The sequence below is a fragment of the Harryflintia acetispora genome (genome assembly GCA_004340125.1).
Taxonomy (GTDB): Bacteria; Bacillota; Clostridia; order Oscillospirales; family Ruminococcaceae; genus Harryflintia; species Harryflintia acetispora.
In genome coordinates, this window is record SLUK01000001.1 from 381,081 (window position 1) to 395,228 (window position 14,148).

Genomic DNA, 14,148 nt, shown 5'->3' on the forward strand with positions numbered 1-14,148 from the left:
AATAAAAAATCGGCAGAAGCTCTGCCGATTTGCAAGATTTCACAGTGCCAGGGCGAAAATCGAGACGATTACGCCAAAGCCCACCGCCACCGCGCCGAACATTGCCGCGCGGGCCAGCAGCTGGCTGCGGTACTTTTGTCCCAGCAGAAAGGCCGGGATGATAAACACAAGGGAATAGCAGGCGGTATAGTGCAGCCCGCCCTGCGCGTATGGGCGCAGCCCCATGGCGCTCACCAGCGCGTCCCCGGCGCTGCCATCCCCGAAATCGAGGACCATCCAGAGCCCCATCGCCACCAGCAGAAAGGCGAAGGTGCCCCAGCCCAGCTTTTTACCAAGCAGTTCCATTTTAAAGATACTTCCTCTCTGGATGTTTCATACCGGTTTTGCCATGCGAAATGAAACTCCATGTTTGAAAGTTCACTTCCAAACTTCGCTCTTAGAAACGTCCCATTCATGAATTGTGGATTTTGCTCACCTACTATAGCACAAACCCTTTTAAAATGCAACTTTCGGGGCCGGGCTCAAAGATACCGCACGATCCCCTCGTCCTCGGCTTCAAGGAATTCCACCCCCGGGATCAGTTCCCCCAGCCGCCGGCGCAAAGGGCCGAGCACTACCCGCTCGGTGTCGTAATGCCCGGCGTCGAAGGCGGAAAGCCCGGCGGCTTTACACGAAAGCCAGATATTTTGCTTGAGCTCGCTGGTGATCAGCGCGTCCACCCCGAGCGCCGCCGCCCGCTCCATCAGCGAGCCGCCCGCGCCGCCGCAGACGGCCACCCGCCGGATCGCTTTCCCGCAATCGAGATACCGTACCCCGCCGCAGGGGGCCAGGGCCTCGCGCAGGCGCTGTGCCAGCTCCCCGGCGCTCATCTCCTCGGGAAGGGTCCCGCACCGGCCGAGGGAGGCCCCCTCGCCGGTCTCCTCAAAGGGCCCGAGGTCGCGAAGCCCCAGCGCCTTTGCCAGGCAGTCGTTGACCCCGCCCTCTGCGATGTCCAGGTTGGTGTGCGCGCAGATGGCCGAAAGCCCGCTTTGGATCAATGTGTGGACCGGGTGCCCCTTGAGCACGGCGCGCAGCGGGTCGAAGATCACCGGGTGATGGCTGATCATCAGCTGCGCCCCGGCCGCTGCCGCCTGGGCGATGGTGTCCCCGGTAATGTCGAGGCAGACCAGCGCCCGGGTGACGGCCGCTTGGGGGTCCCCGGCGAGCAGGCCGCTGTTGTCCCAGCTCTCGGCCAGCGAAAAGGGCGCGATCTGCCGGTCGATCACCTCATAAATTTCCCGTACCGTCAAGGCGGTCTCCTCCCTTCGGCTCCTCCCCGGCCGCGGCGAGGAGCTCATCAGATAATTTGTAATAATCAGATCGTTTTATACGGTCCGTATCGGATTTCGCCAGGCTGTCCCCGATGGCGCGCAGCCGCGCGGCGGCGTGGAGCAGCCAGGCGCTCGAGAGCGCGTCCCCGCTCTCGGGCAGCTTTCCCGCGAAGGCTTCGAATTCGCTCAGCTCACGGCATTCGCCGGTATACCCGGCGGATATAACGGTATAGGAAAACCGCCCCGCCCGGGCGCCCTGCTCGCGCAATACCGGGAAACCCGACCGCGCCAGATAACGGCGCAGCTCGGGGACCTTGGTCATCGGCTGGAGCACCAGCCGGTAGTGCGGGTCGCGCAGCCAGGAGGCAGCTTCTATAATATCGGCGATCAGCTCCCCGCCCATCCCGGCGATCACGATGTCGTCGGCCTCCGACGGGGCCACCCCGCGAAGCCCGTCGCAGAGCCGCACGGAGATTTGCTCCCGAAGCCCCAGCCGGGCGATCAGCTCGCGCGCGCTGGAGAGCGGGCCCTCCCGGATGTCGCAGGCCACCCCGCCGGGGCTCTTTTTGCTCAGGACGAGCTGGCAGATCAGGTACCCGTGGTCGGTTCCCACGTCGGCGACCCGCGCGCCCGGGCGCACCAAATCACAGGCGGTGAGCAGCCGCCCGTCGAGCTTGTGCAGCAGGTCCATCAGCCGATCAGCCCATTGATCCGCGCGAGCAGGGCATCGCAGTCCTCCTCGTGGGTCAGGCAGGCGTCCTCGATGGTCTCGCCCCGCGCCGACGGGCAGCCCAGACAGTGCATCCCGATCTCCAAAAAGAGCGCGGCGGTCTGGGGATAGCGGTCCAGCACCTCGCCCACAATGTCGCTTTTCATGATTGCCATGGTGATCCTCCTTGTACTCCCGCAGGGGGATGGTATCCTATTTCCAATATACATCCTGGCTCCTGGAACCAGTATATAGGGTTTTGCCCTGTTTCGCAAGGGGCAGGAAAAACCGGGGAGGATATTCCTCCACGGCTTCGATTCATCCAACTAGGCGTGCACCTTTTCCAGTGTCTGGGGCAGCTCGTGCCCGGGCTCGGCCGCCGTCTCATCCACCGCCCCGGCTTTGGGCTTGCCCTTATGGTGGTCCGGGAGCTCCTCGGGTTCCACCGAATGGGAGAGGAAGAGCGAGGCCTTGGCGCAGGCCGGGCCGATCATCTCATAGAGCACGGCCGAGGAGAGGATGATGGTCGAGAGCATGAGCCCCTGTTCGGCCGGGAGCATGCGCTGCCCGAGCGCCGCCAGGCCGATGGACACCCCGGCCTGGGGAATCAGCGCGAGGCCGAGGTAACGCTTGATGGCGGGCGAACAACCGCTGAGCGCCGAGCCGAGCGAAGCGCCCAGGTATTTGCCGAGGATGCGCACGAAGAAGTAGACCACCCCGATCACCCCGGCGCTCACCAGGGAGGGGACGTTGAGCTTCATGCCCGAGAGGACGAAGAACATCAGCAGCACGGGGGGCTCGAAGTGATTGATCTGTTTGAAGAGCTCCTTGTTGCCGCTCAGGTTGATGTAGGCGGTGCCCAGCGCCATGCAGGCGAGCAGGGGGGAGATGTCCAGCATGGTGCACAGCCCCGTCAGGCTGAGGATGACCGCGTTGGTCAGCACCAGCCGGTGCTCGCGGGAGCGCCGGTCGTTGATCAGCCGGTGGAGCACCACCCCGAGCACCGCGCCCAAGGCCACCATCAGGAGGTTGAGCAGCACCGGCAGCACCACCACCCCGAAGTCCAGCCCGCCGGGGCTGGTCAGACTGCGCGCGATGGCCGCGCAGACCGAAAAGGCGATCAGCGCGACGGCGTCGTCCAGCGCGACCACCTGCAAAATCATGTTGACGAACTCGCCCTTGGCGTGGTACTGCCGGATGGTCATGATGGTCGAGGCCGGCGCGGTGGCGCAGCCGATGGCCCCCAGCAGCAGCGAAAAGGCGACGGGAAGCCGGAAGATAAAGATCATGGTCAGCGAAATGACCACCGCCGCGGCCAGCGACTCGAAGAGGGTGACCACGAATACCTTCCCCCCGCTGCGGCGCAGGGTGGAGAGCTTGAAATATTTCCCCACCCCGAAGGCGATGTAGGACAGCGCGATGTCGGTGACGAAGTCCATCCCGCTGATCACCTGCTGCGGCACGATCTTCAGCACGAACGGCCCGATGAGCACCCCGGAAAGGATGTACCCGGTGACGTTGGGGAGTTTGAGCTTTTTGGTGACCCGCGTGGCGAGAAATCCCGCGAAGAGGATCACCGCCAGGGAGAGGATGATACAGGCGCTCGGGCCTGCGCTGACAAGAATATCGGACAAGAGGATCTGCCTCCTTCAAAATTTGGGCGGTGGAGTGCGCACCTCGCTGCAAACAAAAAACGAACGGCCCGGTGGGGCGCGTCCGTCCTTTTTTAGGGGAAAAGGAGCTGTGCAGTGGGGAGGAAACCACAAATCATGTTTTGATAGTCTTGATTATAGGCCTCCTTCGTGATAAAATCAAATTATATTTTATAAGCGTAATATAAAATCTGCTAATGATAATTTGTCCGAGACGGGGAGGCCCTAGCATGATCGACAACAAAACCCGCACCCTTCTCACCCTGGTGAGCGCGGGAAGCTATACCAAGGCGGCGCAGATCCTGTCGCTGACCCAGCCGGCGGTGAGCCACCATATCCGGCAGCTGGAAGAGGAGTTCGGAATCCAGATCTTCTATAAGGATAAAAAAGAGTTGAAATTGACCCCCGAGGGGGCCATTTTGGTGAAATATGCGAGAAGGACCATGGCCATCTACAACAACTGCAAGCAGGCCATCGAGGACAGCCGCACGCGCATACGGCATTTTGTGGTGGACATCACCCCCACCGCCGGGGAGTACCTGGTCCCCCAGGTGATCGCCACCTACTGCCTGCAGAACCCCGAGGTCCACATCAACATCTTTACAGATACCATAAAAAATATTTATGACCGGCTCAAGTCCTACGAGTCGGACATCGCCATCGTGGACGGGAAGATTAGCGACCCCAATCTGATTTCGGTGCTGCTGGACACTGACTATCTCTGCCTGGCCGTCTCCCCGAAGCACCGGCTGGCCGGGCGCAGCAGCGTGAGCCTGCAGGAGCTGCGGGAGGAGAATTTCATCCTGCGTTCCCGCAGCGCGGGGACGCGCCGGCTTTTCGAGAGCTATCTGCAAAACCACGGGGCGAACATCAAGGACTTCAACATCATGATCGAGATCGACAACATCGCCACCATCAAGGAGCTGATCGCCTCCGATTTGGGGATTTCGGTCATCTCGCACAGCGCCTGCCGCGAGGATGAGCATTCCGGGCGGCTGGCGGTGGTGCCGATCGAGAACAGCAGCATGATCCGCGAGATCAACATGGTCTATCACAAGGATTTCACCCACACCGAGATACTGGAGGACTTCCGCCGGATTTTCAATTCCCTGAGATAGCCGCGGCAAAATGAGCCGCGAATATGGATTGGTACCGTCAAATCTTTTGAAGAGGGAGACAGAACAGGAATGAACGCTATCATGAAGCCCGGCCTTTGCAAGACGGCCCTGCACGTACTGGCAGGATTCGCCATCTGGCTCGGCTGCCAGCTGCTGTCCGGGGTTTCGTCTTTATTTTCCCAGCCGGTTGTTTCGATCGTTGTCTCGTCGGGCATCCAGATTGTATTTACTTATTGGTTTCTGTTTTTATACTGCAAAAAGATCCTTCATATAAGTATGGCGGATTGCCGCATTAAGCTGAGTTTAGCGAGTCCGGCCTGGTGGGCCTGCGCCATTTTGCTTCCGGTTTTGGTAAGCCTTTGGTTTGTGGTATTTGTACCCGGCGAGTTCTCCTTTAACAGGTTGAATTCTGCTCAGCTTTTACAGCGGGTTGTTACTGCTGTGCTCGCGACCTGCATAACCGCCAGCATAACGGAAGAAATGGTCTTCCGGGGTTTCGTCATGAGGATCATTGAAGCCAGGGGCGGCAGGGTTTGTGCAATTTTAATTCCTTCCGTCGCGTTTGCCGCCTTCCATTTGATCGGGATAAGCCCTGGCTTTTCAGGCTTTGTCCAATTGATGGTCGCGGGGACCAGCGTGGGGATTATGTTTTCCCTCATCTGCTATCAAAGCGGTTCTGTCTGTCCGGGCATCGTCGTGCATGGCATTTGGAACCTGGTTATGCTCGGCGGCATTGTGGACATTGGCACGAGCCACAGCGGGACGTCGATCTTAAACTATACCATCGCCACCGATTCACGGCTGCTCACGGGCGGCGCCTTCGGAATAGAGGCCTCCCTGCCCGCCCTTGTTGGCTATTGGTGCGTGATAGCCTTCTTATTGTTGCGGCAAAGCAAGGCCCTGCGAAAGGGCGAGGGGGCCTCTGCGCTCCCGCAATGACAGGCGCGGGAAAAGGAACACAAAAGGGGGTATCGGTCTTCCGGCCGATACCCCCTTTTAAGCTGTTCGCAGCGATGCTCCGGTCAGCCGGCCTCCGGCGTTGTTCCCCGGGATGCCGGCCCTTTTGGCTCCTTGTATTTGGTGATGTCGTTGCAGCAGAGCAGCACCGCCTTCACCCCTTCCTCCCAGTCCAGCCGCGAGGCGGTGGCCGCGCTCCAAACGCCGAGCACCTTGTTGTGGATTTCCATGGTGCAGTTGCTTGCATCCTCGCGCAGCGCGCGCATGGGGCACTGGCGGCAGGGGGTGCTGCGCCCGCCGAAAAAGGCTTCGTAGCAGCGCTCGCCGACCTTGGCGTCCGGTGCGATGAGCTGAGTCTTGTGGTTGAGGTAGAGCAGCTCATAGGTCTCCTGGTTGATGACGTAGGTCCAGTTGTCCATGCTGTCCATCACCGAGCGCTGCCGCTCGTAGGCGGCGGCCAGCTTATCCTGGGCCCTCTGCTTGAGCAGGAAGATCCCCACGATCTGCGCGACCAGGGTCAGCGTGTCGATCTCCTCCTTGGTCCAGAGCCGCGCGGCGGCACACTCGTCGAAGCCCACGTACCCCTTGAAGCGTCCGTCGTCCAGGATGGCGCACTGGAGCATCGAGCTGATCCCCTGCGGCGCGAGCAGCTCATAGAGTCCGGGAGGCAGGGCGTGGATGTCCCCGCAGTAGAAGACCCCCTCCTCGTTGAAGTTGGCGGGATAGTCCCCCACGGTGGAATAGGGGATGTCCTGCAGGGAATCCTTTGCGGGGCTGACCCCCTCGGCGCACCATTCATAGGTGTTCGAGCAGGCGCTGTCGTCGGGCGAGTTTTCAAAGATATAAGCGCGGGAGACGCCGTAATACCGCCCGACGATCTCCAGGATCAGCCGGACCGCGGTGGCGGTGTCCTTGGAATCATAGAGGATTTTAAAAATCTGGTCGGAGAGGCGCTCGTTCCAGCCGCCCCGGGTTTCCATCACGGTCTGCACATGGCCGATGGTTTCGCCCTGTCCACCGTGCAGCGCTTCGGCGCGCACCCCTTCGCTGTAGAGGCAGCAGCAGCCCTTGCCCCGTTTTTTGGCGGCGTAGAGGGCGGTGTCGGCGTTTTGGAACAGCGCGGTGTAGCTGCTGCCGTGCTCCGGCGCGAGGGCCAGCCCCAGGCTCGCCGTGAGCCGGTACTCCTGGAACGATGTTTTGAAGGTGTGGCGCAGCGCCGCTTCGATCTCTTTGGCCTGCGCCTGCGCCTCCTCCCCGCCGGCCCCCGGCAGGAAGAGCAGGAACTCGTCCCCGCCGATCCGGCTGGCGATCTCGCCCGGCCGGCTCAGCTTGGTCAGCCGCGCGGCGATGTCGGTGAGCACCGCGTCGCCGAAGAGGTGGCCCAGCGAATCGTTGACCGACTTGAAGTCGTCGATGTCCAGGATCATCAGCGCGTGGGGGCCGCGCTCGCGTTCCAAAATGCCGCTGATCAGCTTATAGGCGGTGCTGCGGTTATAGAGCTTGGTCAGCGGGTCGCGCTGCGACTTCTGGAGCAGCTTGAGCGCCGCGCGCTTCTCACTGTCGATGTCGACGATCACCCCCACCGCCTTGTAGACTTGGCCGCTCCGGTCGGTCTGGGCGGTGACCCGCAGCCGGCACCAGATGTACTGTCCGGACGCGCCTTCGCCCCGGCGCAGGCGCAGCTCGGCCTGGCCGTAGGGGAGGCGCCCTTCCTGTATGGCTCCCATCAGCTCGACGAAGGCCGGCACGTCGTCCGGATGCACATCCTTTTGGGCGAGCGCTTCCTCCACGAAATTGTGATAGACCGGCGGGCGGCCGAATTTGCGCTCCCAGTTGGCCGAATAGGTGACGCAGTCCTCCAGCAGGTGCCACTCAAAGATGATATCCTCGGTCTGGTCCAGGATGATCCGCAGCCTCTCCTCGTTGGCGCGCAGCTCCTCCTGCGCCTTCTTGGACCCGGTCACGTCCAGCAGCACGCAGTAGATGAGATCCTCCCCCTTTGAGCCGCGCACCCGGCGCCCCTTGTCATAGACCCAGATGACAGTCCCGTCCGGGCGCACCAGCCGGTATTCCAGCTCGGCCTCGTCCCCGGCCTCGAGCTGCTCGCGCAGCCGCCGCATGGTCTGCTCGCGGTCCTTTTCATAGATGGTATAGTAAAACTGGTTGTGAAAGACCCGTTCCAGCTGGCTTTGGGTGTAACCGATCAGCTTGAGATAGCCCTCGCTGACATAGTCGAAGGTGCCGTATTCGTCCGCAAGGCAGCGGTGCACCCCGCCCGGGATGTTGGCGGTGAGCGCCTCAAGGTCGCGGTTGCTCTCGGTCAGCTGCGCCTGCTTGGTCTGCACCGCATCCATCAGCTCGCCCAGGGCCGTGGAAATCTCCCCGAATTCGTTGGGCTTGTTGTAGACGTAGCGGTCGGAGTAATCCCCCTGGCGCATGCGGCGGATCGACTCACTGAGCCGGACAAGCGGATAGGAAAACTGCCGGCTGAGCACCAGGTACATCACCAGGAAGGCGAGCGCCAGCGCGCCCACCGCCCAGCCGGTGGAGATCAGGGCCTGGCGGACGGGCGCCTCAAGCTCCCACAGGTCCACCGCGCCGAGCACCGTCCACCCCGGGGCGGCGACGGTCGAGTAATACCCCAGCTTCTTTACCCCGCCGATGGAAAAGCGAAGGCTCCCCGACGGCGCAGCGGCGGGGTCGATCGCCTGCCACTGGATTCCGAGGTCATTTTCCACCCCGAGCTCGAAGACCGAGCCCTTGAGCTGGCTGTTGCCGCTGGCGGCCACCTGCCCCGAGGGATCCAGCACCGTCAGCGTGCCGGTCTCAAAGGAGAAATCCTGCCCGATCATCCGGCTGAAATAGCTGCAGTCCATCACCGTGATGGCCGCCCCCTCAAACGAGCCGTCGACCAGGATGGGATAGGCGATGAAAAAGTGGGGCAGGCCGTCCTGAAAGCGCGGGGTGGTGCGCAGATCGGAAATCACCACCTGGTCCTGGCTCAGGCGCACCCAGTCCTCCTGGGACAGGAGGGTGCGCTCGCCGATGAAGCCCTCGTCGCTCGAGGCGAGGGCGACTCCCTCGCTGTCGAGCAGGGACATGCGCAGCGCGAAGCTCTGGTCCCTTACCCGGGTGGTGAGGATGATATTGCTCTCCCGCAGCAGGTCCGGGTAATTCTCCCGGCGCTCCCCCTTTGCATGCTGCCCGAGCAGGTCGAGGGTGTCCGGCAATTTGGAGAAGATCCGCAGGTCCGCCGCGCGCTGTGCGAAAAAGTCCTCTAGGCTCTGGGCCTGAAGGGAGGTTACGGCGCGCACATTGTTCCCGGTGAGGGCGTCGGCGGTGCGGCAAAAGCGTACCGTACCCACGGCGCAGATCAATACGGCGGGCAGGATGATAAACAGGAGCAGCAGGAGCAGAATCAGGCGCTTGATCTTCATGGGTCCCTCCGCGGCGGTAGCACTACATACGAATACCTTCATTATACCGTCTGCCCCGGCTGAATTCAATGGAAAAACGCGGCGGAGCCGGGATCAAAAAAGGACCGGGGGCTTCCCCGGTCCTTTCGGCCGATATGCTCAGAGGGTCTTATCCAGCTCGAGCAGCGCGCAGATGTAGATTTTTACCGCCTTTAAGAGCCCGTCGATCGACTGGCACTCGTTGGGCTCGTGGCAGTTGCCCTGCCCGAGCGGCAGCTTCTCCTCGGGATCGTCCGGCCCGAAGGCGACCGCGTTGGGCAGGTGGCGGGCATAGGTTCCGCCGCCCATCACATAGGGGGGCAGCTCGGTGCCGGTGACCTCGGCGTAGACCTTGGTCAGCTGCACCACCGCCGGATGATCCTTGGGGATGTAGTTGGGCTTGGAGTCGGAGTCGAAAACGTACTCCACCCCATGCTCCTTCGCACAGCGCTGCAGCCCTTCGGTGATCAGCTCGCCGCGGTGGGTGACGCTGTAGCGGATGTTGATGTTGAGCTTGATCTTCCCGCCTTCGAGATCCACCATGCCGCCGATACAGGTCAGCTTGCCCGAGGGTTCATCCTCAAAAGCGACCCCGAAGTGCTCGCCGTAGTTGTCCGAGAGCATCTCGCTGATAAAGCGCACGGCTTCGAGGCTCTTGCCCGAGACAAGCCCGTTTGTGGCGATATAGTCCGCCAGCACCCGGATGGCGTTGACCGACTGCTCGGGCAGAGCCGCGTGCGCGGTGGTGCCCGAGGCTTTCACCAGCAGCCCGTCCTGGTGCGCGCTGAGTTGGATGTTTTTCGGCGCCTTCGCCTGCAGGGCGGCGAGGTCGAAGGACCCCTTGACGATGGCGTGCGCCTTGTCCGGCACCACGTTGGTGGCAAATCCGCCTTTGAATTCGATGAAATCCTCCCCGGCGTCCATCAAAAAGTCGCCGCCGTAGATGCCCTTCTCCCCGTGGCAGACCGGGAAGAGGGTGTCCGGGACCAGGCAGAAGTCGGGCGCCTTGTTGTGGGCGAGGAAGTAGGGGATGTCCTCCATGCTGGTCTCCTCGGCGCAGCCCATGATCAGGCGCAGGGAATGCTTTAAGGGAATCCCCAGGTCTTTGATGCATTTGATGGCGTACAGGCCGCTCACCATGCCGCTCTTGTTGTCCCGCACGCCCCGGCCGTAGGCGGTGCCGTTTTTGAGCACCGGCTCGAACGGCTCGGTGTCCCAGCCGTCGCGGTCCCCGGCGGGCACGATGTCCAGATGGGCCACGAAGCCGATCTCATGCTCGCTCTCGCCGTACTTGGCGCTGCCGCAGTAGTACTGGTCGTTCTTGGTCTTGAGCCCCTCCCGCTCGCACATGGCGATGGCGCAGTCGAGCACCCTCGCGCACTCCTCGCCGAAGGGCTTGCCGTCCAGCGCCCCGGCGCGCACGCTCGGGATGCGCGCCAGCGCGAAGAGGTCCTCCACCAGCGCGCCGCGGTTGGCCTCCAAAAATGTGTCGATCCGTTCCATCAGTTCCTGATCCATATTGTAAAACCTCCATTCATATGATCGTACTATACCAGCTCGAAGGGGGCGTAGAACACCTGCTCGTCGAGCTTTTTGACAATCCGGTAGCGCCCGGCCTGCAGCTGCCCGGCAAAGGGGGCCAGGTCGGTCACTAGGCTGGTCTCCTTGCCCGCCGGCAGAATCCCCGCCCAATCCTCGAAGGACAGCTCGGCCGGGACCTCCTGCCAGCTTTCGCCCTGCTGCTGCTCGAGCGAGTAGTAAGCGTCGTAGCCAAGCTCGGCGCTGCCCTTGTTGAGGATGAAGACCCGAACCGACTCGGTGCCGAGCGGGTACTGTCCCTGTTCGGTGTACATTTCGGCCGTCACCCCGTCCTGCGGCTGGGAAGCCTCTCCGTCCGCCTGTGACGGTCCGGACGGTTGCTCCGGCTCGGAAGGGGCCTCGTCAACAGAGGGCGCATTTGGGTCGGAGGCGTCCCCCTCCCCGTCGTGGGTCTTGCTCGGCGGCGCGCCGAAGGTCTCGCCCGCCTCCTGCGGCGCCTCGGGCCCTGCGGGCCGCTCGTTGCCGGAATCGCCGGGCTCGCCGGCGAGGTCGTCCTCAACCGTGCGGCTGGAGACCGGTTCGATCCTGGCCGCGCAGCCCGCCGCGAAGGCGAGCGATCCGATCAATGCCGCCGTCAGCAACAAGGAAAATACTCTCTTCACGAAAATGCATCCTTTCCAAAGAGGATAGTTCTATCATAATACATCCGCCCGTTTCCTGCAAGGGAAAGCTGGGAAAAGGCTACAGGGGAGGGGCGGCGCAAAATGTCTTATCATGAGACCCGCGCTTCCAAAACTTGACTTGTTATGACAAAAGGAATATAGTTGTATCGGTGTGTTTGTCTCGCTCTGCGCGAGGCGGGATAAGCGACAAAAAGAGAGGAAAAGAAAGGTCGTTTTTTATGAGCGGTGAAAAAGGGAAGGAAGGGTTCTTGTCGGTTTTAAACGATCAGAACTCGCTGCTGCACAAGGTCATGACCTATGGCGTGGCGGTCGTCATGCTGATCGTATGCTTCGTCATTGCCAGGACCTCGCAGGAAATCAGCGCTGCCATGGGTACAGTGCTGCTTTTGTTTTTACTCTATTATGCATTCTTATCCAGGCGCATCCTGGAGACGCTGATCTTCGGCGCCCTCATGGGAATTGTGCTGCTCTACGCCAACGAGAACCTCGTGGACGGCACCCAGGAAATGATCTATGCCTTTATGGAGAACGACGACTTCGTCTGGCTCATTTTAAACTGTGCGCTGCTCAACATCATGGTAAAGCTCCTGAGCGCGACCGGCGCCACCCGGGCCTTCGGCGACATCATCCGCAGGAAGGCCAAGGGTGCCAAGCACCTGAACCTCTGGACCTGGCTCATGCAGTTCCCGATGTTCTTCGACGATTACATGCACATCACGGTGCTGGGCGGCGTCATGACCCCCATCTACGACCGGGAGAAGGTGCCCCGCGAGGAGGGCGCTTTCATCATCCAGACCACGGGCGAGCCCATCCGCGCCCTGTTCCCCTTCACGGGCTGGACGGCCTTCATGGCGGGAATCTTCGTGGTGGACGGATTTGCGAGCTCCTACGGCGAGGGGCTGATGTCCTTCATCAAGACGGTGCCCTTCAGCTTTTACTGCTGGGTCGCCATCATCGGCTCGCTGCTGTTTGCTTTGGGGATCCTGCCGCGCATCGGCGGGATGAAGCATCCGGACCCCAGCGTCTATAGCGAGGTCGACGCCATCGAGGACGAGGAAGAGGAGGAGACCTCTCCGAAGAAGCGCAAGGGCAACCTGTTCGACTTCTTCGCCCCCATCGTGGCGCTGATCATCATCTCCTACCTCTATGACTGGGACCTGGTCCCCGCCATGCTGATCATCCTCCCGGTCCTCTGTGCGTACTATATGCTGCGGGGGATCATCCGCACCCAGGATATTGAGAACTGCATCGTGGAAGGGACGCAGGAGTTCGTCTATCTGGACATCCTGATCCTTTTCAGCTACATCCTGGGCGGCGTGCTGGAGGAGATCGGTTATACGGAATACCTGGTGAGCATCGCCGGCCAGTTCGCGAATCCCCATCTGCTGCCGTTCCTGCTGTTTGTCATCTTCTGCTGCAGCGAGGCGGCCATGAGCCTCAACTGGAACCTGCTGCTCATCGCCTTCCCGGTCATCCTGCCCCTGGCCGTTCAGATCGGGGCCAACCCCTATATGTGCGCGGCGGCGATGATCTCTGCCGGCGCCTTCGGCAACAACTTCTGCTACGTGTGCGACTTCACCTCCCTGACCGCCAGCTCCACAGGGCTCCCATCCGCCTATCACGCGAAAAACTGCCTGCCCTATTCCCTGATCTTCGCGGGCATCTCGGCGGTGTTGTACCTGGTCTGCGGATTCATTTTCTAAATAACTTTTAACGGAGGCAATACCATGCTGACACTCAAAAAGTTCGTTTACAGCTTTTCCAAGGACAATCCCCCCGAGGCCCATGCCTGCAGCGGGGACGTGGTCCAGTTCATCTCCCACGACTGCTTCGAGGGGCAGATCAAAAGTGAGGCGGACCATGAGGAGAACATCGACTTCACCCACACCAACCCCGCAACCGGGCCCCTGTTTATCGAAGGGGCCGAGCCGGGCGACGTGCTGGCGGTCGACGTGCTGGACGTCGACATCGCCGACCAGGGCGTGATCCTGACCATCGAGGGCTTCGGCGCCCTCTGGTCCACCTGCGAGCTGCGCACCAAGATGATCGACATCAAGGACGGCTACGCCCATTTCAACGATGTGAAGTGGCCCGTCGATCCCATGATCGGCGTCATTGGCACCGCGCCGGCCGGCGAGCCGGTCCCCTCCGGTTACTCCTTCCCCGGCGGCGGCAATATGGACAGCCGCCTCATCCGCGCCGGGGCGACGGTCTACTTCCCCGTGCAGGTGCCCGGCGCCCTGCTGGCCATGGGCGACGTCCACGCCACCATGGGGGACGGCGAGGTCTGCGAGACCGGAATCGAAATTCCTGCCAAGATTATCGTTAGGGTGCGTCTCATCAAGGGCTTCACGCTCAACTGGCCCGTCACCGAGACAAAGGATTTCTGGTTCGTGAACACCAACGGCCGGACCTGCGACGTGGCCATCCAGCGCGGCTATGAGGAGTTGCAGCGGCTGGTGATGAACGCCTATGGCTGGGACGCCACCGACACCACCATGTACCTCTCCGCCCAGGCCAGGCTGGAGGCCAACCAGGCCGTCCTGGACGAAAACGAGACCGACGAGGAGGGCGACACCTTCCGGGTGGGCGTCCCCAAGCTGGCCTCCAAGCCGCGGCTCATCGGATAATGAAGCATCTGCCAACACTTAAACTTTAAAAGATTCCTCTCTTTTTAAAAGGGCCCGCCCCGCGCAATGCCGACAGCTTGCGCGGGGCGGGCCCT

The 14,148-nt window shown here is 61.7% G+C and carries 12 protein-coding genes; 4 read left to right on the forward strand and 8 right to left on the reverse strand.

From position 1 onward, the window contains the following. Positions 1–39 precede the first annotated feature (39 nt). The 5 genes from EDD78_RS01770 to EDD78_RS01790 all read right to left on the reverse strand — a co-directional run bounded on the left by EDD78_RS01770 (position 40) and on the right by EDD78_RS01790 (position 3,653). A complete protein-coding gene (locus EDD78_RS01770; RefSeq protein WP_079698198.1) occupies positions 40–345 on the reverse strand; it encodes a hypothetical protein in 306 nt (101 codons plus the stop codon). Positions 346–521: 176 nt separating this feature from the next. Further along, complete coding sequence (locus EDD78_RS01775) at positions 522–1,289, reverse strand: Nif3-like dinuclear metal center hexameric protein (protein WP_165873067.1); 768 nt, start codon at positions 1,287–1,289, stop codon at positions 522–524. Beyond that, a complete protein-coding gene (locus tag EDD78_RS01780) occupies positions 1,267–2,001 on the reverse strand; it encodes a class I SAM-dependent methyltransferase (protein ID WP_132083703.1) in 735 nt (244 codons plus the stop codon). The genes EDD78_RS01775 and EDD78_RS01780 overlap by 23 nt, the downstream gene beginning before the upstream one ends. Beyond that, positions 2,001–2,195: a DUF1858 domain-containing protein gene (locus tag EDD78_RS01785; RefSeq protein WP_079698195.1), complete on the reverse strand. Its 195-nt coding sequence runs from the start codon at positions 2,193–2,195 to the stop codon at positions 2,001–2,003. The genes EDD78_RS01780 and EDD78_RS01785 overlap by 1 nt, the downstream gene beginning before the upstream one ends. 150 nt (positions 2,196–2,345) lie before the next feature. After that, positions 2,346–3,653, reverse strand: a complete 1,308-nt coding sequence (locus EDD78_RS01790; RefSeq protein WP_207668636.1) for a cation:proton antiporter — start codon at positions 3,651–3,653, stop codon at positions 2,346–2,348. A 248-nt stretch (positions 3,654–3,901) separates the two neighbouring features. Between EDD78_RS01790 and EDD78_RS01795 the strand changes: the two genes are divergently transcribed. Further along, positions 3,902–4,789: a LysR family transcriptional regulator gene (locus EDD78_RS01795; protein WP_079698193.1), complete on the forward strand. Its 888-nt coding sequence runs from the start codon at positions 3,902–3,904 to the stop codon at positions 4,787–4,789. A 69-nt stretch (positions 4,790–4,858) separates the two neighbouring features. Continuing rightward, positions 4,859–5,728, forward strand: a complete 870-nt coding sequence (locus EDD78_RS01800; protein ID WP_079698192.1) for a CPBP family intramembrane glutamic endopeptidase — start codon at positions 4,859–4,861, stop codon at positions 5,726–5,728. Between the two features lie 83 nt (positions 5,729–5,811). Here EDD78_RS01800 and EDD78_RS01805 read toward each other — a convergent pair whose 3' ends face one another. The 3 genes from EDD78_RS01805 to EDD78_RS01815 all read right to left on the reverse strand — a co-directional run bounded on the left by EDD78_RS01805 (position 5,812) and on the right by EDD78_RS01815 (position 11,402). Continuing rightward, on the reverse strand, positions 5,812–9,183 hold the full coding sequence (locus EDD78_RS01805; RefSeq protein WP_165873068.1) for a diguanylate cyclase domain-containing protein: 3,372 nt from the start codon (positions 9,181–9,183) through the stop codon (positions 5,812–5,814). Positions 9,184–9,321: 138 nt separating this feature from the next. Further along, on the reverse strand, positions 9,322–10,719 hold the full coding sequence (locus EDD78_RS01810) for a Sapep family Mn(2+)-dependent dipeptidase (RefSeq protein WP_132083709.1): 1,398 nt from the start codon (positions 10,717–10,719) through the stop codon (positions 9,322–9,324). Positions 10,720–10,748: 29 nt separating this feature from the next. Next, on the reverse strand, positions 10,749–11,402 hold the full coding sequence (locus tag EDD78_RS01815; protein WP_132083711.1) for an immunoglobulin-like domain-containing protein: 654 nt from the start codon (positions 11,400–11,402) through the stop codon (positions 10,749–10,751). A 239-nt stretch (positions 11,403–11,641) separates the two neighbouring features. Between EDD78_RS01815 and EDD78_RS01820 the strand changes: the two genes are divergently transcribed. Beyond that, the gene (locus EDD78_RS01820) at positions 11,642–13,126 is read left to right on the forward strand and encodes a Na+/H+ antiporter NhaC family protein (RefSeq protein ID WP_132083713.1); all 1,485 of its coding nucleotides are present in this window, start codon (positions 11,642–11,644) and stop codon (positions 13,124–13,126) included. A gap of 24 nt (positions 13,127–13,150) precedes the next feature. Continuing rightward, positions 13,151–14,053 (forward strand): acetamidase/formamidase family protein, encoded by a 903-nt coding sequence (locus EDD78_RS01825; protein ID WP_079698187.1) that lies wholly within the window; start codon positions 13,151–13,153, stop codon positions 14,051–14,053. Positions 14,054–14,148 lie beyond the last annotated feature (95 nt).